Origin of the sequence: Bacillus sp. ES1-5 (genome assembly GCF_022487605.1) — a bacterium.
Taxonomy (GTDB): Bacteria; Bacillota; Bacilli; order Bacillales; family Bacillaceae_G; genus Bacillus_A; species Bacillus_A wiedmannii.
On sequence record NZ_JAKVPU010000011.1, the window covers coordinates 14,937 to 37,469 of the forward strand.

Below are 22,533 nucleotides of genomic sequence, written 5' to 3' on the forward strand. Positions count from 1 at the left end.
AAGAAATGTTTACTCATGTTGAAAGTTTCAAATCAGCTTTTCTAGAAAAGTTAGAGACGATGTATGGGAAAAGTTTTAAAGACTCTACAGCTCGTGATCAATACAATACGCTTGGGTACATGGTACGTGAGTATATGAATAGTCAATGGATTGCAACGAACGAAAGTTATCGGTCTGGAGAGCAAAAGCAAATGTATTACTTATCCATTGAGTTTTTACTTGGGCGTTTGCTTGGAAGTAACATATTAAATTTAGGCATCAGGGATGTATGTGAGCAAGGACTTTCTGAGCTTGGGATTTCTTTGCAACAGTTAGAAGAGGTGGAAGCAGATGCAGGTCTTGGAAATGGTGGACTTGGACGATTAGCAGCCTGTTTCCTTGATTCACTTGCATCTTTAAACTTACCAGGTCATGGCTGTGGAATTCGTTACAAACACGGCTTATTTGATCAAAAAATTGTTGATGGTTATCAAGTTGAATTTCCAGAACAGTGGCTTCTTCATGAAAACGTATGGGAAGTAAGAAGGCATGATCAAGCTGTAGAAGTAAGTTATTTCGGCAATGTTGAACCGCTATACATTGATGGGCGTTTAGAGTTTAGGCATACGAATGCAGAAGTGATTATGGCAGTACCATATGACGTTCCGGTAGTAGGTTATGAGACGAGTACTGTAAATACACTCAGACTTTGGAATGCTGAACCAGTTCCTTTCCCGCAAAATTGCAAAGATATTTTGAAATATAAGCGTGAAACAGAGGCGGTATCGGAGTTTTTATATCCAGATGATACGCATGATGAGGGGAAAATACTTCGTTTGAAACAACAGTATTTCCTCGTATCAGCAAGTTTGCAAAATATCGTTCGTATGCATAGAGAAAGATATGGTGACCTTCGTCAATTACATGAGAAAATTGCGATTCATATTAATGATACACATCCCGTTTTGGCGATTCCAGAACTAATGCGTATTTTATTAGATGAAGAAAAACTAGCATGGGAAGAAGCTTGGCACATAACAACGCAAACGATTTCTTATACGAATCATACGACGTTATCAGAAGCGCTTGAGAAGTGGCCAATTCACATTTTTAAACCGTTATTACCGAGAATTTATATGATTATTGAAGAGATTAATGAACGTTTCTGTTATGAACTTTGGGAACGTTATCCATATGAATGGCATCGTATTGAAGAGATGGCGATTATTGCGCATGATCTTGTGAAAATGGCTCATTTAGCAATTGTCGGTAGCTATAGCGTAAATGGTGTAGCAAAAATTCATACGGAAATTTTAAAGCAACGTGAAATGCGATTGTTTTATGAGTTTTATCCAGATAAGTTTAATAATAAAACGAATGGAATCGCTCATAGACGTTGGTTAATGAAGGCGAATCCGCAGCTGACGAATCTTATTTCAGAGGCGATTGGAACAGAGTGGAAGAAAGAACCGATTAAGCTTCAAGCGCTGCAAACAGTTCAATACGATGCGAGTTTCCAAGAGAAATTTGCAGAGGTAAAACAAGAGCGTAAAGAGATTTTAGCGGAGCGTATTCATAATAAAATGGGGATTACAATTGATCCTAATTCTATTTTTGATGTGCAAGTAAAAAGACTACATGCTTACAAACGACAACTATTAAACGTTCTTCATATTTTATATTTGTATAACCGTTTGAAAGAGGATGCTAGTTTTACATTTTATCCGCGTACTTTTATCTTTGGAGCGAAAGCATCACCTGGTTATTACTATGCGAAAAAAATTATTAAATTAATCAATGAACTCGCAAGGAAAGTGAATAATGATCCGTACGTAAGCCAATATATGAAAGTTATCTTTCTAGAAAACTATCGAGTGTCTTTAGCGGAAGATATATTCCCAGCTGCGGATGTGAGTGAGCAAATTTCAACTGCGAGTAAAGAAGCATCAGGAACAGGGAATATGAAATTTATGATGAATGGTGCGATTACACTCGGAACGTTAGACGGAGCTAATGTTGAAATAAAAGACCGGGTCGGTGATGATAACTGTTTCATTTTTGGCTTAACAGCGGAAGAGGTTCTTCATTACTATCAAAATGGTGGATATCGTGCAAGTGATTATTATCACCACAATATGCATATTAAAAAAGTAGTAGATCAGTTAACGAATGGTTTCTTTGCACATTCGGGAGCTGAATTTGAAGCGATTTATGATTCTCTCGTAATTCAAAATGATGAATACTTCGTTCTGCGAGATTTTGGTCCATATGCGGAAAGGCAAGAAGCTGTTGGTAGAGCGTATGAGAACCGAACGAAGTGGTTAGAAATGTCGATTTTAAATATTGCACAGTCTGGTCATTTTGCGAGTGATCGAACAATTTTACAGTATAGTAATGAGATTTGGAGTATTGGTAATGCGGTTACACAGTATTAAGTGAAAGTCCCTTTTGAAGGGACTTTTATTCATGGGGACAAAGTGTATTTACTTTTAAAAGAGGAATATAATCACTTAAAAAACCGAGCTTAATCTCATTAAGCTCGGTTTTCTTTTTTTGCTTAAGAAAGAAATGGGATGGCAGTATACATGATACCTGTTCCACCATATTCTCCCGTCGCAAAGTATGAAAATGTAAAGAAACCTGTAAACGTAAAAATTACAATGAGAAAAAGTGCAAAGATAAATTTTAGCATGTAAGGTCCCCTCATCCAAAAATAACTTCATATATTATTATAGTATAAGGATATAGAGTTTCCAATCATTACCTGGTTAAAAATGAGAAGTCAGACATGTTTTGTATGTTGTCATGGCATGATTATTTGTAATAGATTTTGTGTTTTTTGTAAATGTCATGTTGTGATGAACGTGTGCATATTCCCAGTCTTGGTCATTAAAATGGACATTGCGCGGAGGGAGAAGAGGAACGACATCAAATAGATTAACGAAGCGAAAGCTACTAGCTACTTGTAGTTTATAATAATTGCGAAATGCAATATCTCCGACTTTTGGAGAGGCAAATGTATAAAGACCGTACTGTGCAAAGGCAGTGTTTATACGCGCATCGAGTATATGTAGTGTGGCGAGCGCGCCGCCTAAGCTATGACCTGTTGCAAGAAGTTTTTTATGGGCTGGTAGTGATACGAGCATATCCATAATAGAATCTCGGCAAGATTCATAAATGGAAAGAAAGCCGTTATGGACATTTCCGCTGTTTAAAGCATATGGGTATGGTTTTTGGTTAACGAGTGAATCGATAATCCAGTCTGTATCTGTTTGTGTCCCACGAAAAGCTACAATAATCGTATCCTCAGATTCTAGTATGAATCCAAACCATTCTGTCGTTTGAATGGTTTTTCCTTGAAAGCCTTGTACATATTGAAAACCATCCGGTATTTCGAAAATCCCATTTTGTTTATATTGTTCATACGTTAACTCACAACAAGAAGCTAACAATATGGCAGTATCTTTATCGAAGGATAAAGGAGTACGCATTAAGGAAGCCCTCCTTAAGAAAAGGTATAGTTCAATATATGCAGTGAGGGACTTGATTCATTCTTTTGGAGGGGGCAAATAGTTTGTATCGCGTATCTAAATTAGTGGATGAAATTATAGCGACTTATGGACGAATCATGCCAAAATAAAACAGCACCCCATAAGGGCACTGTTTACTCTTTTCCATCTAATAAACGTCCAAGTCCGCCTAAAACGCTGCCTTCACCGCTGTTTTGAGCTGCTGGGCTTGTAAGGCGTGCTGCTAAACGGCTAAGTGTTAAGGACTGAATCCAAACCGTTCCAGGACCTTCTAACGTTGCGAAGAATAAACCTTCGCCGCCAAATAGAGCTGTTTTTACTTTTCCAACGAATTGAATATCGTAGTTAACGTCTTTTGTCATGGCAACGAGACAACCTGTATCGATGCGAAGTCTTTCGCCAGGTTTTAATTCACGCTTATATACAGTTCCTCCTGCATGCATGAAAGCGAGTCCATCACCTTCAAGCTTCTGCATGATGAAACCTTCACCACCGAAGAAACCAGTTCCAATTTTTTTCGTAAACTCAATTCCGATAGAAACGCCCTTTGCTGCACAAAGAAACGCGTCTTTTTGACAAACGACTTTTCCTTGATATTGTGTTAAATCAACAGGGATGATTTTTCCTGGATAAGGAGCGGCGAATGATACGTGGCGCTTGCCATGACCTGTATTTGTAAAGACAGTCATAAACATACTTTCACCTGTAACAAGACGCTTACCAGCGCCCATTAATTTACCGAATAGACCACTAGATGGGCCAGAACCATCACCGAAAATGGTTTCCATTTCGATATGATCTTCCATCATCATCATTGCGCCAGCCTCTGCGATAACGCTTTCTTCTGGATCTAATTCAATTTCAACAAACTGCATATCATCGCCATATAATTTATACTCGATTTCATGTGCTTGCATTTTTTCACCTCATCATATGTAGTAATTATATTGTACAGAAATCAAAGGAATTAGAATACTGTAGATTTGTTAATTTTTGAATAAAAATAGAATGAAAATTTAAGGTTATACTAGGATTATAAAAAACGATGGGTTGAAAGTGTTCTCATTTGACGTTTTTGACATAGCATGATATAGTGAAAACACTATTGAGCTACATAATGTGGTACGGAAATAAAGCACGTTGTATTAAAGGCTGTAAGCTTGTTATACATTCATGTCCTTTATATCCACCTTTTCATGTGGATTCATAGTTTCATTTTTATTTAGGAGGTACATGACATGCAAACAGGTAAAGTTAAATGGTTTAACGGCGAAAAAGGTTTTGGCTTCATCGAAGTTGAAGGCGGAGAAGACGTATTCGTACATTTCTCAGCTATCCAAGGCGACGGCTTCAAAACTTTAGAAGAAGGTCAAGAAGTTTCTTTCGAAATCGTTGATGGAAACCGCGGACCACAAGCAGCTAACGTTACAAAAAACTAATTAGCTAGCGATAAAAAGCATTCCGATTTTCGGAATGCTTTTTTTTATTCTTTGGAACTTGACTCATTTGAAGATAGTTCGCCTTTGAAAGTACGCTCTTCAAAGTCATCGAGCATTTGTTCATATTCTTCATGATCTTCCGTAGCGAAAACTTGTGGGTTTTTCCCATACATATCTGTACCGATAAAGTTTTCGAAATCCTCTACGTAGCCTACATTTTCCTCGCTATTTACGTACATGCCATTATAGTTTTTTGAATCTTGTCTTTCTAAATCAGATGGTGTTTCAGACGTTCCGTAATTGGCAACATCTTGCCATGCATCTTCCGCATCGTATTCAACAGAATGATCTTCATCATGTTTGTGGAAAGAAGGAGACAACACTTCTTCTTCAACTGGTCGTGTATTCATATTTAACTTACTTGTCGTGTGCTGGATGCATGTTGTAGCGGTCGGCATTGCTTCTAATCTTTCAAATGGAATTTCTTCGCCAGACACTTCGCAAATGCCGTACGTACCTGCTTCTATTTTTTGTAGGGCATGTTTCGTATCTTCTAGCTGCTTATGCCAAAATTCGATGAGCCCGAAATCTTTTTCACGTTCGTACAATTCTGTAGCCATATCACCTGGATGATTGTCATAGCTAGATAATTCTCCAACAGAATCGCGTTCAGAAGCACGATCTGTATTCTCATGAGTTTGTATTGTTTGTTCAACTTCTTGCTGTTGTTTTTCTAAAATAGATTTAAATTGATTTATTTGTTGTGGAGTTAACATAGTCGTCCACCTTCCTACAAGTCAGTTTCTTTACATAGTATGAGCGTTGGAGGTGGGAATTATGAGCTGAAATTGGTATATGAAAAAGGAACCGCGTCAGCAGCTCCTTTTTATCCCGCATTAACGGGCAGATGATTAAAGTTTCACTTTATAGGAAATATCCAAGCAATAATCCGATTCCCATGAGGAGACCGAAGATTGTATTTGTTTTTGCTGTTGCAATCATCGCAGGTACCATTTCCATTGGAATACTTTTACCGATAAAGCCTTTCGTCGCTTTCAATGCTTTCGGTGCACTTAAAAATACGATAAGCATCCATGGTGATACGATGTTCACGATAACTAGAGCGATTGTCCAAATATAAGAAACGATGAACATAGAAGCAAGTACACCAACGGCTCTTTCACGTCCAACGAGAATTGCTAACGTTTTACGACCGTTTTCTTTATCGCCATCTAAGTCACGAATGTTATTAGCTAGTAAAATGGCACCAATTAAAATGGAGCTTGGAATAGATAATAAAATGACTTCGGATGTTACAGTTCCAGTTTGAATAAAGAATGAAATCCCAATAATAATGACACCCATAAATAATCCGGCTGTTAACTCTCCAAATGGTGTATAGGCAATTGGAAGTGGGCCACCTGTATAAAGGTAGGCAACGGCCATACAAACAAGACCGATTGCAGCAAGCCACCAGCTAGAATTCATACAAATATAAACACCTAATAGTATTGCGATGCCGAAAAATCCAAATGCTAAGTTAAGCACTGTTTTCGGCTGAATGCCATCGCGAACGATAGCGCCGCCGATACCAACTGACCCTTCGTGATCGAGTCCTCTTTTATAATCAAAGTATTCATTAAACATGTTTGTTGCTGCTTGAATGAGAAGACAAGCGATAAGCATCATAAGGAAAAGAGGGAGATGTATTTGATTTATACCTCCGACCTGCATCGCATAGGCTGTTCCGATGAAAACAGGAACGAAAGCTGCTGTTAATGTATGGGGACGTAGTAAACTCCACCAAATGCGCCAGCCGGTTTGCTTACTTGGCTTTGGCGCCGTAGGAGAGGAATTCGTTTCGACGTTCATTTCCATGTTGAATCCTCCTTTGGTCACATATTGTACACAACTAAGTGTAGAAAAAGCATCATTTAGTGTCAACGTTTATTTTCTAGGAAGAGAAGGTGAATTTCTCAGAAATGCTAAACGTTGACAGGCCTTTCGTTTGAGGTGTATCTTAAAATCAAGCGTAATTATGACTATTTTTCGCCCATAGGGGGGAGACAATTGTGATTCAAACGAAACAAATAGGCTTGCAAGAAGTTCTTAGTGCAGCCATTAAGCGTGCAACTGATGAAAAAATATTGGTTAGCTTCGTAAAACAAATAGACTGGATAGATCCGCTTCTGTTTTATGCAGCAGGAAAAAGGATCTCATTCGAAAATAGATGTTATTTTGCAGACCCAGCTCAGCATGTAATATTTGCTGGAATTGGCTCTGTTTTCACTATAGCAACTTCTTCTCACAAACGCTTTCAAACGGCTCGTGACGAGTGGGATAAAGTAAAAGAGAAAGCATTTGTACAAAGAGAAAGATATGAATTTGGAGCAGGTCCTCTTTTATTTGGTGGATTTTCATTTGACCAAGAAAAAGAGAAAACCGACTTATGGAAAGAATTTGATGATACGACATTTTCACTACCAGCATTTTTATTAACTGTAAAAAATGAAAAAGCATGGTTAACAATGAATACATTCGTTTCAGCAACTGATTGTGCAGAAACTCTTTATAACGAAATTGTTTCTTTAGAAGAGAAAATTTTTGGGGAGAGTAAATGTGCACTAGAAGGATCGAAATTAACAGTTACTTCTAAAGTAGAAGTAGATCCGAAAGGCTGGATGAAGGCCATTGAGACAGTGCAAGATGAGATGAAGCAGGGGAACGTGCAGAAGGTTGTATTAGCGAGGGAGCTAAAAGTAGAAATGGATCATCATATTGATTCTGCTCTTGTTTTAGAAGCGCTTCGCATTGGGCAACCGGATTGTTACGTATTTTCTTTTGATTATAAAGGAGCATGCTTCTTAGGAGCGACGCCAGAGAGATTAATTCGCAAAGAAGATGAGAAGTTTACTTCGATGTGTCTTGCTGGTTCAACTGGTCATGGTCAATCTATAGAAGAAAGTGAACGAAATAGTAATGCGCTTCTTCATGATGAAAAGAATTTAGCTGAACACGGTTATGTTGTGAACATGATTCGAGGAGTACTCAATGAACACTGCGAATCCGTTAATATTCCGGAAAGTCCGGGCTTATTAACAACGAAAAACTTAATTCATTTATATACGCCTGTAGAGGCAAAAGGCGATGCGAGTCTTTTAACAATGGTAGAAGAATTACACCCAACACCAGCTCTTGGCGGGACACCTCGTTTGGAAGCGATGAAACTGATTCGTGATGTTGAATTGTTAGACAGAGGGTTATATGGTGCACCGATTGGCTGGATAGATGATGAAGGAAATGGTGAATTTGCGGTTGCACTTCGCTGCGGATTATTAAATGGCGCGAAAGCATCCTTATTTGCCGGGTGCGGGATTGTAATTGATTCAGTACCGCAACTTGAATATGAAGAAACAAGCTTGAAGTTTAGACCGATGCTTGGTGCTTTGGAGGAATTAATGAAATGAACAATCATATAGAAGCATTATCATATTATTTAGGCGCGTTCGTGGATGAACTGACGCGTCTAAATGTATGTGATGTTGTCATTAGTCCAGGCTCACGGTCAACACCGATTGCTCTACTAATGGAACAACATGAAGGAATGAACACATATTTACATGTAGATGAAAGATCAGCGGGATTTTTTGCGCTCGGCATTGCAAAAGCTAAAAAACGTCCTGTTGCATTATTATGTACGTCAGGAACGGCAGCAGCGAACTACTATCCAGCTGTATGTGAAGCTTTTCATTCACGAGTGCCGCTTATCGTCTTAACGGCAGATAGACCGCATGAATTAAGAGATGTTGGTGCACCACAAGCGATGAATCAATTCAATTTATACGGTACATTTGTGAAGCAATTTACAGAGATGGCACTTCCAGAAGCGAGTGAAGCGATGTATCATTATGCTCGCATGACGACGCAGCGCACGATAGCAAGCGCACTTCTAGCGCCGCAAGGACCTGTTCATCTTAATTTTCCAGTTCGCGAGCCGCTTATCCCAGATTTCTCATTAGAAAGTTTATGGGATAAAGGACGCGGGGAATATACAGGAGTAGTTCAGCAAGGGAACGTGATGATGCCGAGTGAATATGTAGATTCTCTTGTAGGGCGCCTTTCACATATGGAAAAGGGGCTTATTATTTGTGGAGATGATAGTCATTCAGAAATCGCAGCGTTTGCGGCACAACTAGCTGAAAAAACGGGATATCCAATATTAGCGGATCCACTGTCTAACATTCGTAGCGGACATCACGATAAAACGATGGTAATCGACTGTTACGATACATTTTTACGAAATGAATTGTTAAAAGAAACGTGGAAGCCAGAAGTTATGATTCGCTTTGGTGGTATGCCTGTTTCGAAAGCATTAACGCAGTTCATTAAAAAACAGACGAAAGCTGTTCATATCGTTGTTGAGGAATCTGGACAATGGAGAGATCCAGCTCTCGTTGCGACAGAAGTTGTACAGGCAAGTGATATTGCATTTTGCAGGGCACTAATAGAAAAAATACCAGCTATGAAAAAGAATGATTGGTTCGGAATGTGGCAACATATAAACGAAAAAACGAAGGAAACGCTTCGTGAAATGGAAACATATGAAACTGCATTTGAAGGGAAAGTTATTACGGATATCGTCCGCGTACTACCAGAAGGGGCAACATTATTTGCGAGTAATAGTATGCCAATTCGTGATACAGATTCATTCTTCTTCACATCGGATAAAAATGTTCAAGTGATGGCAAACCGTGGTGTAAACGGGATTGATGGAATCATTTCGACAGCTTTAGGAGCGAGCATTATTTGCGATCCGCTCGTATTAGTTATTGGTGATTTATCATTTTATCACGATTTAAACGGATTATTAGCCGCAAAATTACATGAATTAAATATAACGATTGTCGTTGTAAACAATGATGGTGGCGGTATTTTCTCATTCTTACCACAATATGAGAAAAAGGAACATTTCGAATCATTATTTGGAACGCCAATTGGACTTGATTACGAGCATGTTGTCAAAATGTACGGCGGTTCATTTAGCCGTGTAAATGGTTGGGAGCAATTCCGAGAAGAGGTACAAAAGGGAACGACGACGGAAGGTTTACACGTAGTAGAAATTTGTACGAACCGTGATGAAAACTTAACATTGCACCGTAAATTATGGGCAAAAACGCAGGATGTAATTACTACATCGTTGCAAGGTAAATCAAAATGAACGTAACGCTGCAAGGTGTATCGTATGAATATGAAGTAGTCGGAAGTGGGGAACCACTTCTACTTCTTCATGGTTTTACGGGAAGCATGGAAACGTGGCGTTCCTTCGTTCCTTCTTGGAGCGAGCAGTTTCAAGTCATTTTAGTAGACATTGTGGGGCACGGAAAAACGGAAAGTCTTGAAGATGTAACTCATTATGATATTCGAAATGCGGCGCTACAAATGAAAGAACTACTAGATTATCTTCATATTGAAAAAGCACACATACTTGGCTATTCAATGGGCGGTAGACTGGCGATTACGATGGCATGCCTATATCCAGAGTATGTACATTCTCTTTTATTAGAAAATTGTACAGCTGGGCTTGAAAGTGAAGATGAGCGAGAAGAACGGCGTGCAAAAGATGAGCGACTTGCCAATAAAATTGAGCGAGAAGGCATCAATAGTTTTGTAACGATGTGGGAAAATATTCCGCTATTTGAAACGCAAAAATGTTTAGCAAAAAACGTACAAGAAGCAGTGCGAAAAGAACGACTTGCTAACAATCCAAAAGGACTTGCAAATAGCTTGCGCGGCATGGGAACAGGGGCTCAGCCTTCATGGTGGGACGAGCTACCAAACTTAAAAATGCCCGTTCTTTTAATGAACGGAGAGTACGATGAAAAGTTCTTTCGCATATTAAAAAACATCGAAAAATGCGTCTCTGACGCGAAATTTGTGAAAATTGATGGTGCTGGCCATGCAATTCATGTGGAACAACCGGAAAAGTTTGATACAATAGTAAAGGGATTTCTAAAAACTATGCAGTGATGCTTTTTCATCTAGGAAGGAAGTTGCACTTATAGCGGAAATCAGAAATATACAAGGAGGTAGTTGTAATGGCTATTGAATGGGTAAAAGAAGGCAATTACGAAGATATTATTTATTCAACATACAATGGTATCGCAAAGATTTCGATTAACCGTCCTGAAGTACATAACGCATTCCGTCCTAAAACGGTAATGGAGTTAATCAACGCTTTTGCACACGCTCGTGATGATGCAAATGTTGGCGTTATCATTTTAACAGGTGAAGGTGGACGTGCATTCTGTTCTGGCGGCGACCAAAAAGTTCGCGGTCATGGTGGATATGTAGGTGACGACCAAATCCCTCGTTTAAACGTATTAGACTTACAACGTCTAATTCGCGCAATTCCTAAACCAGTTATCGCAATGGTAGCAGGTTATGCAATCGGTGGTGGACACGTACTTCATATCGTATGTGACTTAACAATCGCTGCAGACAACGCTGTATTCGGACAAACAGGTCCTAAAGTAGGAAGCTTTGACGGTGGATACGGAGCTGGTTACTTAGCTCGTATGGTAGGCCACAAGAAAGCTCGCGAAATTTGGTACCTATGCCGTCAATACAGCGCACAAGAAGCGCTTGATATGGGCTTAGTAAACACAGTAGTACCATTAGAAGAGCTTGAAGCAGAAACAGTACAATGGGCACAAGAAATCTTAGCAAACAGCCCAATGGCACTTCGTTTCCTAAAAGCTGCATTCAACGCAGACACAGACGGTCTAGCTGGTATTCAACAACTAGCTGGAGATGCAACGTTATTGTACTATACAACTGACGAAGCAAAAGAAGGTCGTGACGCGTTCAAAGAAAAACGCAGTCCGGACTTCGGTCAATTCCCTCGTTTCCCGTGATCAAACCAAAAGCGGAAGCAGCTCGTTCAGAACAAGAGGGCGTTGGAACTCCTGACGTAGAGGCGCTTTTTGCCTCGTAGGAAGGCGTGAAACGACCGACTGTTCTAGCCGCTGTAGCTAGATGAGATCAAACCGGAAACAAAACAACTAAGAGACTTGATGTCATATCAAGTCTCTTTCTTTCATGAAAGGAGAATGAATGATGACGACGATGCCGAATTGGTTAATGCAACGTGCATTTTTAACACCAGATCGCAATGCAATTGAAATAGAGGAAGAGAAAGTTACTTTTATGCAGCTGCATGAAAAAGTAGTATCTGTTTGTGAACACCTCACACATGTAGGAGTGAAGCGTGGGCAAAAGGTGGCTGTTCTGATGAAAAATGGTATGGAGATGATTACAGTTATTCACGCCCTATCTTACGTAGGTGCAGTAGCTGTGCTTTTAAATACGCGTCTTTCAAGAGAAGAGCTACTTTGGCAAATGGATGATGCTGAAGTTGTATGCTTAGTGACGGATCAAGATTTTGAGGCTAAAGATGTTCTTGTATATTCATTTGCCGAAGTGATGAATGGATCGAAGGCGGAAGCCTCTATAAAAGAAGAATTCTCTTTAGAAGAAGCGATGACAATTATTTATACGTCAGGGACGACAGGGAAACCGAAAGGTGTTATTTTAACGTACGGCAATCACTGGGCAAGCGCAGTCGGTTCTTCACTTAATTTAGGGCTTCGTGATGATGATTGCTGGTTAGCTTGTATGCCAATGTTCCACGTTGGTGGGTTATCTCTTTTAATGAAAAATATTATGTACGGCATGCGTATTTTACTTGTTCCGAAATATGATGCTGATTTTATTCATAAAGCACTTCAAACGAGAGATGTTACGATCATTTCTGTCGTTTCTAAAATGTTAACTGATTTATTAGAGAGACTTGGAGAAGAGACATATCCATCTTCTTTACGCTGCATGTTACTTGGCGGAGGGCCAGCGCCGAAACCGTTATTAGAAACTTGTGTAGAAAAAGGAATTCCTGTGTATCAAACGTACGGTATGACAGAAACGTCGTCGCAAATTTGTACGTTATCCGCAGACTACATGTTAACGAAAGTAGGATCAGCTGGGAAACCACTATTTCAGTGCCAACTTCGTATTGAAAAAGATGGCGTAGTAGTGCCGCCGTTTGCGGAAGGCGAGATCGTAGTAAAAGGACCGAATGTAACAGGTGGTTATTTTAACCGTGAAGATGCGACACGCGAAACGATTCAAAACGGATGGCTTCATACTGGTGACCTCGGTTATTTAGACGAAGAAGGATTTTTATACGTACTAGATCGCCGCAGTGATTTAATTATTTCTGGCGGAGAGAATATATATCCGGCTCAAATTGAAGAAGTGTTACTCTCTCATCCGATGATAGCGGAAGCTGGTGTTGTCGGTATGGCTGACGATAAATGGGGACAAGTACCTGCTGCTTTTGTTGTAAAAAGTGGAGAGGTAACAGAAGAAGAAATTCTGCATTTTTGCGAGGAGAAATTAGCGAAATATAAAGTGCCGAAGAAAGCATGTTTCTTAGAGGAATTACCACGAAATGCTTCGAAAAAATTGTTAAGACGAGAGTTAAGACAATTAGTGGAGGAGATGTAAGTGGAAATAAAAAAAGCGACACTTCATATAACGGAAATGCCACTCGTCATTCCGTTTGCTGCAAGCTACGGAACTTATGAAAAGCGTGAAAGTATGGTCATTGAATTAGAAGATACGGACGGACACATTGGATTTGGTGAAGTCGTTGCATTCTCTGAGCCGTGGTATACGGAAGAAACAGTAAAGACAACGCTGCATGTACTTCAGGATTTTTTATTACCGGATTTATTGAAAGCTGAAATTTCCCATCCGAATGAAGTGCCAGGTTTGTTCCAGCATATAAAAAGAAACCGAATGGCAAAGGCAGGAATTGAAGGGGCTGTTTGGGATTTATATGCGAAGCGTCAAAAGCAGTCGTTAGCGATATTGCTTGGCGGAAATAGGTCTGAAATTGAAGTCGGCGTTGTGATTGGGATCAATACAATTCCTACTATGTTAAAACAAATCGAGAAGTACGCGGAAGAAGGATACGAGCGCTTTAAAGTGAAAATAAAGCCAGAACATGATTACGAATTACTGAAAGAAATTCGCAAAGAGTTTCCGAACATCCCGTTAATGGCTGATGCAAATTCAGCGTATACATTAGCGGATACGGAGAAGTTGAAGCGATTAGATGAATTTCAATTGATGATGATTGAACAGCCGTTAGCGGATTACGATTTTCTGGATCATGCACAACTGCAAAAGAAAATTGAAACGCCGATTTGTTTAGACGAAAGTATCCATAGTTTAGAAGATGCGCGCGTTGCGATTACGCTTGGTAGTTGCCGCATCGTTAATATTAAACCAGGGCGAGTGGGTGGATTAACAGAATCCATTCAAATTCATGATTACTGCAAGGAGCATAACATACCAGTTTGGTGCGGTGGTATGATAGAGATGGGGATTTCACGAGCACAAAATGTTGCGCTTGCTTCACTGCCAAACTTTACGATTCCAGGAGATATATCTGCCTCTAGTAGACATTGGGAGAAGGATATTATTTCGCCGGAAGTGATGCTTGAGGGCGGAAAGGTGATTGTACCGCAAAGTGTTGACACTGAGTATGAAGTTAATCGAGGAAGGCTGGCGCAAATCACGAAGCAGCGGATAGTTTTGGAGCGGTGAATTTAATCAGGATGCCCGCAAATAACGGTAGGATTTTGTTGTTAATTGTCGGTAAGTCGATATATTTCAATAATCGCTGATATAATTTTATTTATTCAGGTTACTCCCGCGAGTAACCTTTTCGTATTGTACAAATTGGATAGACTAGTTTACAATCGAGCGTATACAAGGGGGAGTAAAATGAAGAACATTTCAATTTTAATAGCAGATGATGAGGCAGAAATTGCTGATTTAATTGAGATACATTTAGAAAAAGAAGGTTACCACGTCGTGAAGGCAGCTGATGGAGAAGAGGCAATTCATGTTATTGAAACGCAGCCAATCGACTTAGTGGTTTTAGATATTATGATGCCAAAAATGGATGGTTATGAAGTGACGCGCCAAATTCGCGCGAAGCATCATATGCCAATCATTTTCTTAAGTGCGAAAACGTCTGATTTTGATAAGGTGACAGGTTTAGTGTTAGGTGCAGATGATTATATGACGAAACCTTTTACACCGATTGAATTAGTTGCACGTGTAAATGCACAATTACGCCGATTTCTTACGTTAAATCAGCCGAAAGTAGCGGAGAATAAATCTGCTTTAGAGGTAGGCGGAGTTGTTATTGATCCTGAGCGAAGAACAGTAAATGTGTACGGAGAACAAGTTGAATTAACACCGAAAGAGTTTGATATTTTATATTTATTAGCGAGCCATCCGAAGAAAGTGTACAATGTGGAAAATATTTTTCAGCAAGTATGGGCTGAAGGTTATTATGAAAGTGGAAATACAGTTATGGTACATATTCGTACACTGCGGAAAAAACTTGGAGAAGATAAAAGAAAGAATAAGTTAATAAAAACAGTGTGGGGAGTAGGGTATACTTTCAATGGCTAAAAAGATGAGAAGTTTTCGCTCGAAGATGGTTATGCTATTTGCGTTAAGTATGATATTAGCTGGTGGGGTAACGTATATCATTTATGAAGGCTTACGGATCTACTATAAATTAGTCGTTCGTTTTGAAGATCCATTAGCCCAATTCCGTTCAATGGTAAGACAAATTGGGGATGTTAATTTCTTTTTAATTATTTTTATCCCTCTGTCTATTATGTTTTTCTTCTTCCTTACTAGGCCTTATGTAAAATATTTTGATGAGATTTCAAACGGGATTCACCATTTGGCGAACGGAGATTTTACAAATGAAGTGCGCGTTTCATCTAATGATGAGTTTGGATATATCGCACGTGAAATAAATGTAGCGAGTGAAAAATTAAAGGAAGCGGTTGAACGAGGAGACTTTGCGGAAAGTAGTAAAGACCAACTCATTGTTAATTTAGCTCACGATTTAAGAACGCCGTTAACATCTGTTTTAGGTTATTTAGATTTAATTCTTAAAGATGAGAATTTGACGAAAGAACAAATTAAACATTTTTCCACAATCGCTTTTACGAAATCCGAAAGGCTGGAAAGTTTAATTGATGAATTATTTGAAATTACGAGAATGAATTATGGGATGTTGCAGCTGGACAAAAGACCAATTGATATAAGTGAATTGCTTATACAGTTAGAGGAAGAATTGTATCCGTTATTAGAGAAAAAGGGTTTAGAAGCGAGATTGAACATGGATTCTTATTTACCCATTAGCGGTGATGGAAAATTATTAGCGAGGGTATTTGAAAATCTTTTAACGAACGCGATTCGTTACGGGTATGATGGAAAGTTTGTCGATGTGAACGCATATGTTGAGAGTGAAGAGGTAGTCGTACAAATTATTAATTACGGAGATAGCATTCCGGAAGAAGATTTACCGTATCTTTTTGATATGTTTTATACAGGTGATAAAGCAAGGTCAGAGCAACAAGGTAGTACAGGCCTTGGTTTATTTATCGCGAAAAATATTGTTGAACAGCATGATGGGAAGATTTCTGCTGAAAGTAATGTAATTAGAACGATATTTGAAGTAAGATTACCAAAAGAAGAAAGCGAAGCAATTTAATAAAAATTTAAACTTTACCCCACTTTTTATTTTAATAGTTTTTTCTATTCTATACGTAAGTCACGTTAAGGAGGAACTAGAAATGAAAAAGTGGGTATTTATTTCTCTTTTTATATTATGTACAGTCTGTGTAGGCTTTTATATATCACCGTTATTTCAAAAGGAGATCGATGTTAAAATTGCGGGAAAAGATAATAAGGTAAAATCGGCGAATATTGAAAAGGTAGAGGTTACAAAAGAACAAGTTTATAAAGGTAATCTATTATTAGTTAATAAAGATTACCCCGTTAAAAAAGATAGTATTAGATCCGATATTATAAATGTAAATCATAATAGTGAATTAGTAAGAGGCTATGTGATATTTGATAGGAATCTTCGTTTATCAAAGGATGTTGTGAGCAAGTTTTTGAACGTTGTCGATGCAGCTGGGAAAGATGGCGTACAGCATTTTTTAATGAATAGCGGATATCGAGATTTTAATGAGCAAGAAAAGTTATATGAAAAAATGGGCTCTGATTATGCACTTCCAGCAGGATACAGTGAACATAATTTAGGATTATCACTCGACATTGGATCTACGCAAAAGAAAATGGAGAGAGCCCCTGAAGGAAAGTGGATTGAAGAGAACGTATGGAAGCATGGCTTTGTTTTACGTTATCCGAAAAATAAAAGTCATATTACAGGCATTCAATATGAGCCGTGGCATATACGTTATGTAGGCTTACCGCATAGTGCGATTATGCAAAAGGAGAAAATTACATTAGAGGAATACTTAGACTTCTTAAAAGAGAAAAAAGAAATTTCAACGAATGTGGAAGGTAAGAAATATACGGTTTCTTATTATAAAGTGTCAGAGAACAGGAAAGTGAATGTTCCAGCGAATAAGCAGTATGAAATTTCGGGGAATAATATGGATGGGGTTATTGTGACGGTGCAGGAATAGAAAAAGAGGTTGTTCCGTTTTGGAGCATCCTTTTCTTATATAAGAAAGGGATCGACGTTTTTTGTCGGTAAATCGATATTCCTTGTCGAATCGTTGATATAATTTCCTGTACTATTAGCATTTTGAGTAGCATCTTTTTATTTACTTTTAAACATTATAACGTTATATTTACTTCTCTCTTTTTTTGTGTTACGCTAAACGTGTGAAAGAGATATAAAATGAAATTTTAATGTAAGCGTATTCTTATGGCTTCTTATAGAAAAGGGTGGAAATACAATGACAGAACGATTCGTACTACGTAATGTGAAACGTGTGAACGGGGAAGAGATTGACATTGTAATTGAAAATAATAAAATCGCACAGGTGACGAAAGCTGGTGCTGGTGAAGGTGGAAAAGTTCTTGATTACTCTGGTACTTACGTATCGAGTGGCTGGATTGATTTACACGTTCATGCTTTTCCAGAGTTTGATCCGTATGGCGATGAGGTGGATGAAATTGGCGTTAAGCAAGGGGTAACGACAATTGTTGATGCGGGTAGCTGCGGAGCTGATCGCATTGCAGATTTAGTACAAAGTAGAGAACAGGCGAAAACAAATTTATTTGCCTTTTTAAATATTTCTCGCATCGGTTTGAAACGAATTGATGAATTATCCAATATGGAATGGATAGATAAAGAGAAAGTAATAGAAGCAGTAGAAAAGTATAAAGATGTCATCGTTGGGTTAAAGGCGAGAATGAGTAAAAGTGTCGTTTGTGATAGTGGAATTGAACCGCTTCATGTTGCACGCTCTTTATCTCGTGAAACATCATTACCGATTATGGTACATATCGGTTCAGCCCCCCCTCGCATTGAGGAAGTTGTACCTCTTTTAGAAAAAGATGATGTCATTACACATTACTTAAACGGGAAAGAAAATAATTTATTTGATGAAGAAGGTAAACCGCTACCTGTGTTACTAGATGCAGTGAATCGCGGTGTTCATTTAGATGTTGGTCACGGTAATGCTAGTTTTTCTTTTAAAGTAGCAGAGGCGGCGAAGCGTCACGATATTGCCTTTAATACAATTAGTACAGATATTTACCGGAAGAACCGTATACACGGTCCAGTGTATAGTATGGCTCACGTTCTTTCGAAATTCCTTTACTTAGGTTATCCGCTAGAAGAAGTAATTGATGCGGTGACGAAAAATGCAGCAGAATGGCTGAAGAAGCCAGAGCTTGGTCGCATTGAAGAAGGCGATATTGCAAACTTAACTTTATTTACGGTGAAAGATGAACCGATTACGTTAATTGATTCAGAAGGAGATCAGCGCATTGCTGGAAGAAGAATTGATACGAAAGGGGTTGTAATTAATGGGTCATTCATTGAATGCTAAGTACGGATTAAAAAGAGTGATTAATGCGAGCGGTAGAATGAGTATTTTAGGTGTATCCGCTCCGACAAATACAGTTATGGATGCGATGAAATATGGTGGACAAAATTATGTGGAAATTGCTGATTTAGTAGATAAAGCGGGAGACCATATTGCGAGAATTCTAGATTCAGAGGCAGCGGTCGTTGTGAATTCAGCATCGAGCGGAATTGCGCTTTCTATCGCTGGTATCGTTACAGAAGGAAATCGCCGTAAAAGTGAAAGACTTCATCAAGAGGTCATCGCGAAAAACGAAGTGATTATGTTAAAAGGTCATAACGTTCAATACGGTGCTCCTGTTGAAACGATGATTTATTTAGGCGGCGGTAAACTTGTAGAAGTTGGCTACGCAAATGAAGGGAAAGCAGAGCATATTGAAGATGCGATTGGCGAAAATACAGCAGCGATTCTATATGTGAAATCCCATCATGCCGTGCAAAAAAATATGATTTCTGTTGAAGAAGCATGGGAAGTTGCGCAGCGAAATAACATACCACTTATCGTCGATGCGGCAGCTGAAGAAGATATTCAAAAATATGTGAAGTATTCAGACCTTGCCATTTATAGCGGTTCGAAGGCAATTGAAGGACCAACTTCTGGTATTGTCGGCGGTAAACGAAAATATATCGAGTGGCTGAAAGTGCAATTACATTGCATCGGAAGAAGTATGAAAGTTGGGAAAGAAACAACTTTCGGCTTACTTCAAGCACTTGATGAGTACGGAGTAAAACAAGATAAGAGTGAGCAAGAAAAAGAGTTATTACAAGTACTTATGCCGCTAAAAGAATTAAACGGCGTAAATGTAACGATTGTTCAAGATGAAGCGGGAAGAGCAATCTTTAGAGCTCGTATTCATATTAACGAGAACGAGTTAAATAAAACGGCAAAAGACGTTGTGACTGCATTAAGCGACGGGGAAATCGCAATTTACACGCGTGATTACGGAGTAAGACAAGGATTCTTTGATATCGATCCACGTCCACTTCAAGGTGATGACATACATGTGATTGAAGAAAAAATGAGAGAAATTGTAGGGGGAAACTAAAATGACAAACATTCAAAAACGTTTTTATAAAGGCCGCGTAGCATTAAATGTATTAGCGAACAATATCGAAAATGCGAAAGACATTTTTGAAGCAGCAGAAGGTTATGTAGTTGTTGGAGTGTTATCAAAAGACTATCCAACAGTAGAAGAAGCAGTTACAGCGATGAAAGCATACGGAAAAGAAATTGATGACGCTGTATCAATCGGACTAGGAGCAGGAGATAATCGCCAAGCGGCAGTTGTAGCTGAAATTGCGAAGCATTATCCAGGTAGCCATATTAACCAAGTGTTCCCTTCAGTTGGAGCGACACGTGCAAATCTTGGCGGAAAAGATAGCTGGATTAATAGTTTAGTATCACCAACAGGAAAAGTAGGGTACGTAAATATTTCTACTGGTCCAATTAGTGCAGCTGGAGAAGAAAAAGCAATCGTTCCAATTAAAACAGCAATCGCACTTGTACGTGATATGGGCGGAAATTCATTGAAATACTTCCCAATGAAAGGGTTAGCGCATGAAGAAGAATATCGCGCAGTTGCGAAAGCATGTGCGGAAGAAGGCTTTGCATTAGAGCCAACAGGCGGAATTGATAAAGAAAACTTTGAAACAATTGTACGTATCGCATTAGAGGCAAATGTAGAGCAAGTTATCCCGCACGTGTACTCTTCTATTATTGATAAAGAAACTGGTAATACGAAAACAGAAGACGTTCGTGAATTATTAGCGGTAGTGAAGAAGTTAGTTGATCAATATGCGTAAGAAAATTGCAGCATTCGGCGAAGTAATGATGCGCCTGCAAGTACCAGGATATGAATTGTTGTCACAAGCTAACACATTAAATTACTCATTTTCTGGTACAGGTGTGAACGTTGCAGCGGCGCTTTCTCATCTAGGGCATGAAGGTTTTCTTATTTCAACTTTACCGGAAAACTCTGTTGGGGATGCTGCGGTATCGCACATTCAAAAGTTAGGAATTCAGGCGCCGTTTATTTCAAGAGGCGGTAAATATGTTGGCATGTACTTTTTAGAAAATGGATTTGGTGCACGTGCAAGCCGCGTTACATATTCAAATCGATTAGAAAGTAGCTTCAATACGGCATATGAAGACATGTATCAATTTGAAGAAATCGCCAAGGAAATTGATATCGTTCATTTTTGCGGGATTACACTTGCGATGAATGATACGGTGCGTCATCATATGAAATCTTTAGCGAAAGCAGTTAAAGAAAGCGGAGGCACTGTTGTTTTTGATTGCAATTATCGTCCATCACTTTGGGGAGAAGATGGATATGAGCAGGCGAAACCGCATTATGAAGAAATGCTGGCTCTTGCTGATATCGTTATGATGAACGAAAAAGATGCAATGTTCGTCCTTGGAATGAAAACAGAAGAGACAGAGCGAGAGGCGCAACTTGTTGATCTTATTCCAAAGGTTGCTGAAACATATCAGATTGCTACAATTGCTGGTACACATCGCTCTATTAATAGCGATAATACACACTCACTTCGTGGGTTTATATGTAAAGATGGTGCGTTCACTTTTGCAAAAACACTTACGTTTTCTGTATATGATAGAATAGGTGCTGGAGATGCTTATACGAGCGGGATTATTCATGGCGAGATAGAAGAGTTTGCACCAGAGAAAGCTGTTTCATTTGCGTCAGCAGCTGGAATGCTTGCACATACAATCGTCGGTGATACGCCAATGTCATCAGAGAAGGATATACTTCGGGCAATGACGGCATCAGTAGGTGATGTAGAAAGGTAGTGGGTGTAACGGTGAACGTAACGAGGAAAAAAGGACCATTATATTTACAAATAAAAAATATTATTCGTGATCGAATATTACATGGTGTATATGCGATTCATACGAATATTCCTTCCGAACCGCAGTTAGAAGAAGAGTTCAAAGTGAGTAAAATTACAGTGCGTAATGCGATTAAAGAACTTGCTCAAGAAGGATATTTGGAAAAGAAAAGCGGTAAAGGAACGAAAGTCATCCGTAATACTTCTGCGACAAAGTTGTCAAAGGGAAAGAAATTTACAGAAGTGTTAGTGGAAGAAGGATATAAAGTACAGAAGAAATTGTTAAAAGCAGAAGTCGTTCATAATGAAGAAGGAACAGTTCCATTTCGATTATTCGGTAAGGAGAGTTTTCGTATCGAACGTTTATATACGTTAAATGATGCACCGTACATTCATTATACGCACTATTTCTCAGCACGAATGGCAAGTACAGACTTATCGGACTTTGACCTACAATCGCTTTACGATTTAGTTGAAGACCGAGGTATACATTTAGAAAACTTCAGAGATGAATTCGCTGTTGGACTTGCGCCTAGTTTCGTTGCAGAAGCGTTAGGCGAAAAAGAGGGGACAGCGTTATTAAAACGTATGCGCTATTCTTACGATGAAGTTGGCGAAGTAATTGAATATAGCGAAGGCTACTACAATACAGAAATGCAGCATTATGTAGTGAATTATGACGTATAAAAAAAGAGGGTATTCGCCCTCTTTTTTTATAAAGTGAAACACTAAT

The 22,533-nt window shown here is 38.9% G+C and carries 21 protein-coding genes; 16 read left to right on the top strand and 5 right to left on the bottom strand.

Annotation, left to right across the window (positions count from 1 at the left end):
- Positions 1 to 5 precede the first annotated feature (5 nt).
- Positions 6 to 2,414 carry a glycogen phosphorylase gene (glgP, locus tag MKO96_RS25030; RefSeq protein WP_240589014.1) on the top strand — a complete coding sequence of 803 codons (2,409 nt, stop codon included), beginning with the start codon at positions 6 to 8 and terminating at the stop codon, positions 2,412 to 2,414.
- A gap of 122 nt (positions 2,415 to 2,536) precedes the next feature.
- On the opposite strand, the gene MKO96_RS29430 is transcribed toward glgP, so the two are convergent.
- From MKO96_RS29430 to MKO96_RS25040, 3 genes are all read right to left on the bottom strand, one after another.
- On the bottom strand, positions 2,537 to 2,671 hold the full coding sequence (locus MKO96_RS29430; protein WP_002015803.1) for a hypothetical protein: 135 nt from the start codon (positions 2,669 to 2,671) through the stop codon (positions 2,537 to 2,539).
- Positions 2,672 to 2,747: 76 nt separating this feature from the next.
- A complete protein-coding gene (locus MKO96_RS25035) occupies positions 2,748 to 3,470 on the bottom strand; it encodes a lipase family protein (RefSeq protein WP_001260119.1) in 723 nt (240 codons plus the stop codon).
- A gap of 173 nt (positions 3,471 to 3,643) precedes the next feature.
- On the bottom strand, positions 3,644 to 4,426 hold the full coding sequence (locus MKO96_RS25040) for a TIGR00266 family protein (RefSeq protein WP_001147831.1): 783 nt from the start codon (positions 4,424 to 4,426) through the stop codon (positions 3,644 to 3,646).
- 321 nt (positions 4,427 to 4,747) lie between these two features.
- On the opposite strand from MKO96_RS25040, the gene cspD reads away from it, so the two are divergent.
- Positions 4,748 to 4,948 carry a cold-shock protein CspD gene (gene cspD, locus MKO96_RS25045; RefSeq protein ID WP_001193051.1) on the top strand — a complete coding sequence of 67 codons (201 nt, stop codon included), beginning with the start codon at positions 4,748 to 4,750 and terminating at the stop codon, positions 4,946 to 4,948.
- Between the two features lie 44 nt (positions 4,949 to 4,992).
- Here cspD and MKO96_RS25050 read toward each other — a convergent pair whose 3' ends face one another.
- Positions 4,993 to 5,724: a yteA family sporulation protein gene (locus tag MKO96_RS25050; protein WP_087982696.1), complete on the bottom strand. Its 732-nt coding sequence runs from the start codon at positions 5,722 to 5,724 to the stop codon at positions 4,993 to 4,995.
- Positions 5,725 to 5,872: 148 nt separating this feature from the next.
- On the bottom strand, positions 5,873 to 6,826 hold the full coding sequence (locus MKO96_RS25055) for a 1,4-dihydroxy-2-naphthoate polyprenyltransferase (protein WP_240589015.1): 954 nt from the start codon (positions 6,824 to 6,826) through the stop codon (positions 5,873 to 5,875).
- Between the two features lie 194 nt (positions 6,827 to 7,020).
- Between MKO96_RS25055 and MKO96_RS25060 the strand changes: the two genes are divergently transcribed.
- From MKO96_RS25060 to MKO96_RS25125, 14 genes are all read left to right on the top strand, one after another.
- Entirely contained in the window at positions 7,021 to 8,415 is a 1,395-nt protein-coding gene (locus MKO96_RS25060; protein WP_240589016.1) for an isochorismate synthase, read from the top strand.
- Positions 8,412 to 10,166, top strand: coding sequence for a 2-succinyl-5-enolpyruvyl-6-hydroxy-3-cyclohexene-1-carboxylic-acid synthase (gene menD, locus MKO96_RS25065; RefSeq protein ID WP_240589017.1), 1,755 nt, complete (start codon positions 8,412 to 8,414; stop codon positions 10,164 to 10,166). The genes MKO96_RS25060 and menD overlap by 4 nt, the downstream gene beginning before the upstream one ends.
- Positions 10,163 to 10,975, top strand: a complete 813-nt coding sequence (gene menH / locus MKO96_RS25070) for a 2-succinyl-6-hydroxy-2,4-cyclohexadiene-1-carboxylate synthase (RefSeq protein ID WP_240589018.1) — start codon at positions 10,163 to 10,165, stop codon at positions 10,973 to 10,975. Before menD ends, menH begins: the two co-directional genes overlap by 4 nt.
- A 68-nt stretch (positions 10,976 to 11,043) precedes the next feature.
- A complete protein-coding gene (gene menB / locus MKO96_RS25075; RefSeq protein WP_000963888.1) occupies positions 11,044 to 11,862 on the top strand; it encodes a 1,4-dihydroxy-2-naphthoyl-CoA synthase in 819 nt (272 codons plus the stop codon).
- A gap of 202 nt (positions 11,863 to 12,064) precedes the next feature.
- Positions 12,065 to 13,510 (top strand): o-succinylbenzoate--CoA ligase, encoded by a 1,446-nt coding sequence (locus tag MKO96_RS25080; RefSeq protein WP_240589019.1) that lies wholly within the window; start codon positions 12,065 to 12,067, stop codon positions 13,508 to 13,510.
- Positions 13,511 to 14,617 carry an o-succinylbenzoate synthase gene (menC, locus tag MKO96_RS25085; protein ID WP_240589020.1) on the top strand — a complete coding sequence of 369 codons (1,107 nt, stop codon included), beginning with the start codon at positions 13,511 to 13,513 and terminating at the stop codon, positions 14,615 to 14,617.
- A 180-nt stretch (positions 14,618 to 14,797) separates the two neighbouring features.
- Positions 14,798 to 15,496: a response regulator transcription factor gene (locus MKO96_RS25090; protein WP_076541074.1), complete on the top strand. Its 699-nt coding sequence runs from the start codon at positions 14,798 to 14,800 to the stop codon at positions 15,494 to 15,496.
- Positions 15,489 to 16,595, top strand: coding sequence for a HAMP domain-containing sensor histidine kinase (locus MKO96_RS25095; protein WP_240589021.1), 1,107 nt, complete (start codon positions 15,489 to 15,491; stop codon positions 16,593 to 16,595). The genes MKO96_RS25090 and MKO96_RS25095 overlap by 8 nt, the downstream gene beginning before the upstream one ends.
- A gap of 82 nt (positions 16,596 to 16,677) precedes the next feature.
- Entirely contained in the window at positions 16,678 to 17,538 is an 861-nt protein-coding gene (locus MKO96_RS25100; RefSeq protein WP_240589022.1) for a M15 family metallopeptidase, read from the top strand.
- 276 nt (positions 17,539 to 17,814) lie between these two features.
- On the top strand, positions 17,815 to 18,915 hold the full coding sequence (locus MKO96_RS25105; RefSeq protein WP_240589023.1) for an amidohydrolase/deacetylase family metallohydrolase: 1,101 nt from the start codon (positions 17,815 to 17,817) through the stop codon (positions 18,913 to 18,915).
- Positions 18,893 to 19,996: a DgaE family pyridoxal phosphate-dependent ammonia lyase gene (locus MKO96_RS25110; protein ID WP_240589024.1), complete on the top strand. Its 1,104-nt coding sequence runs from the start codon at positions 18,893 to 18,895 to the stop codon at positions 19,994 to 19,996. The genes MKO96_RS25105 and MKO96_RS25110 overlap by 23 nt, the downstream gene beginning before the upstream one ends.
- A 1-nt stretch (position 19,997) precedes the next feature.
- A complete protein-coding gene (dagF, locus tag MKO96_RS25115) occupies positions 19,998 to 20,753 on the top strand; it encodes a 2-dehydro-3-deoxy-phosphogluconate aldolase (protein ID WP_000181913.1) in 756 nt (251 codons plus the stop codon).
- Positions 20,746 to 21,762 carry a sugar kinase gene (locus MKO96_RS25120; RefSeq protein WP_240589025.1) on the top strand — a complete coding sequence of 339 codons (1,017 nt, stop codon included), beginning with the start codon at positions 20,746 to 20,748 and terminating at the stop codon, positions 21,760 to 21,762. Before dagF ends, MKO96_RS25120 begins: the two co-directional genes overlap by 8 nt.
- On the top strand, positions 21,762 to 22,487 hold the full coding sequence (locus MKO96_RS25125; RefSeq protein ID WP_097917782.1) for a GntR family transcriptional regulator: 726 nt from the start codon (positions 21,762 to 21,764) through the stop codon (positions 22,485 to 22,487). Before MKO96_RS25120 ends, MKO96_RS25125 begins: the two co-directional genes overlap by 1 nt.
- Positions 22,488 to 22,533 lie beyond the last annotated feature (46 nt).

Excerpts from the sequence above, each read along its gene's own strand:
- menD (WP_240589017.1), top strand. The coding sequence starts at position 8,412 with ATGAACAATCATATAGAAGCATTATCATATTATTTAGGCGCGTTCGTG.
- menB (WP_000963888.1), top strand. The coding sequence starts at position 11,044 with ATGGCTATTGAATGGGTAAAAGAAGGCAATTACGAAGATATTATTTAT.
- MKO96_RS25050 (WP_087982696.1), bottom strand. The coding sequence starts at position 5,724 with ATGTTAACTCCACAACAAATAAATCAATTTAAATCTATTTTAGAAAAA.
- MKO96_RS25035 (WP_001260119.1), bottom strand. The coding sequence starts at position 3,470 with ATGCGTACTCCTTTATCCTTCGATAAAGATACTGCCATATTGTTAGCT.
- MKO96_RS25100 (WP_240589022.1), top strand. The coding sequence starts at position 16,678 with ATGAAAAAGTGGGTATTTATTTCTCTTTTTATATTATGTACAGTCTGT.
- MKO96_RS25110 (WP_240589024.1), top strand. The coding sequence starts at position 18,893 with ATGGGTCATTCATTGAATGCTAAGTACGGATTAAAAAGAGTGATTAAT.
- dagF (WP_000181913.1), top strand. The coding sequence starts at position 19,998 with ATGACAAACATTCAAAAACGTTTTTATAAAGGCCGCGTAGCATTAAAT.
- cspD (WP_001193051.1), top strand. The coding sequence starts at position 4,748 with ATGCAAACAGGTAAAGTTAAATGGTTTAACGGCGAAAAAGGTTTTGGC.
- glgP (WP_240589014.1), top strand. The coding sequence starts at position 6 with ATGTTTACTCATGTTGAAAGTTTCAAATCAGCTTTTCTAGAAAAGTTA.
- MKO96_RS25055 (WP_240589015.1), bottom strand. The coding sequence starts at position 6,826 with ATGGAAATGAACGTCGAAACGAATTCCTCTCCTACGGCGCCAAAGCCA.
- MKO96_RS25105 (WP_240589023.1), top strand. The coding sequence starts at position 17,815 with ATGACAGAACGATTCGTACTACGTAATGTGAAACGTGTGAACGGGGAA.
- MKO96_RS25095 (WP_240589021.1), top strand. The coding sequence starts at position 15,489 with ATGGCTAAAAAGATGAGAAGTTTTCGCTCGAAGATGGTTATGCTATTT.
- MKO96_RS25120 (WP_240589025.1), top strand. The coding sequence starts at position 20,746 with ATGCGTAAGAAAATTGCAGCATTCGGCGAAGTAATGATGCGCCTGCAA.
- MKO96_RS25080 (WP_240589019.1), top strand. The coding sequence starts at position 12,065 with ATGACGACGATGCCGAATTGGTTAATGCAACGTGCATTTTTAACACCA.
- MKO96_RS25090 (WP_076541074.1), top strand. The coding sequence starts at position 14,798 with ATGAAGAACATTTCAATTTTAATAGCAGATGATGAGGCAGAAATTGCT.
- MKO96_RS29430 (WP_002015803.1), bottom strand. The coding sequence starts at position 2,671 with ATGCTAAAATTTATCTTTGCACTTTTTCTCATTGTAATTTTTACGTTT.
- menH (WP_240589018.1), top strand. The coding sequence starts at position 10,163 with ATGAACGTAACGCTGCAAGGTGTATCGTATGAATATGAAGTAGTCGGA.
- MKO96_RS25040 (WP_001147831.1), bottom strand. The coding sequence starts at position 4,426 with ATGCAAGCACATGAAATCGAGTATAAATTATATGGCGATGATATGCAG.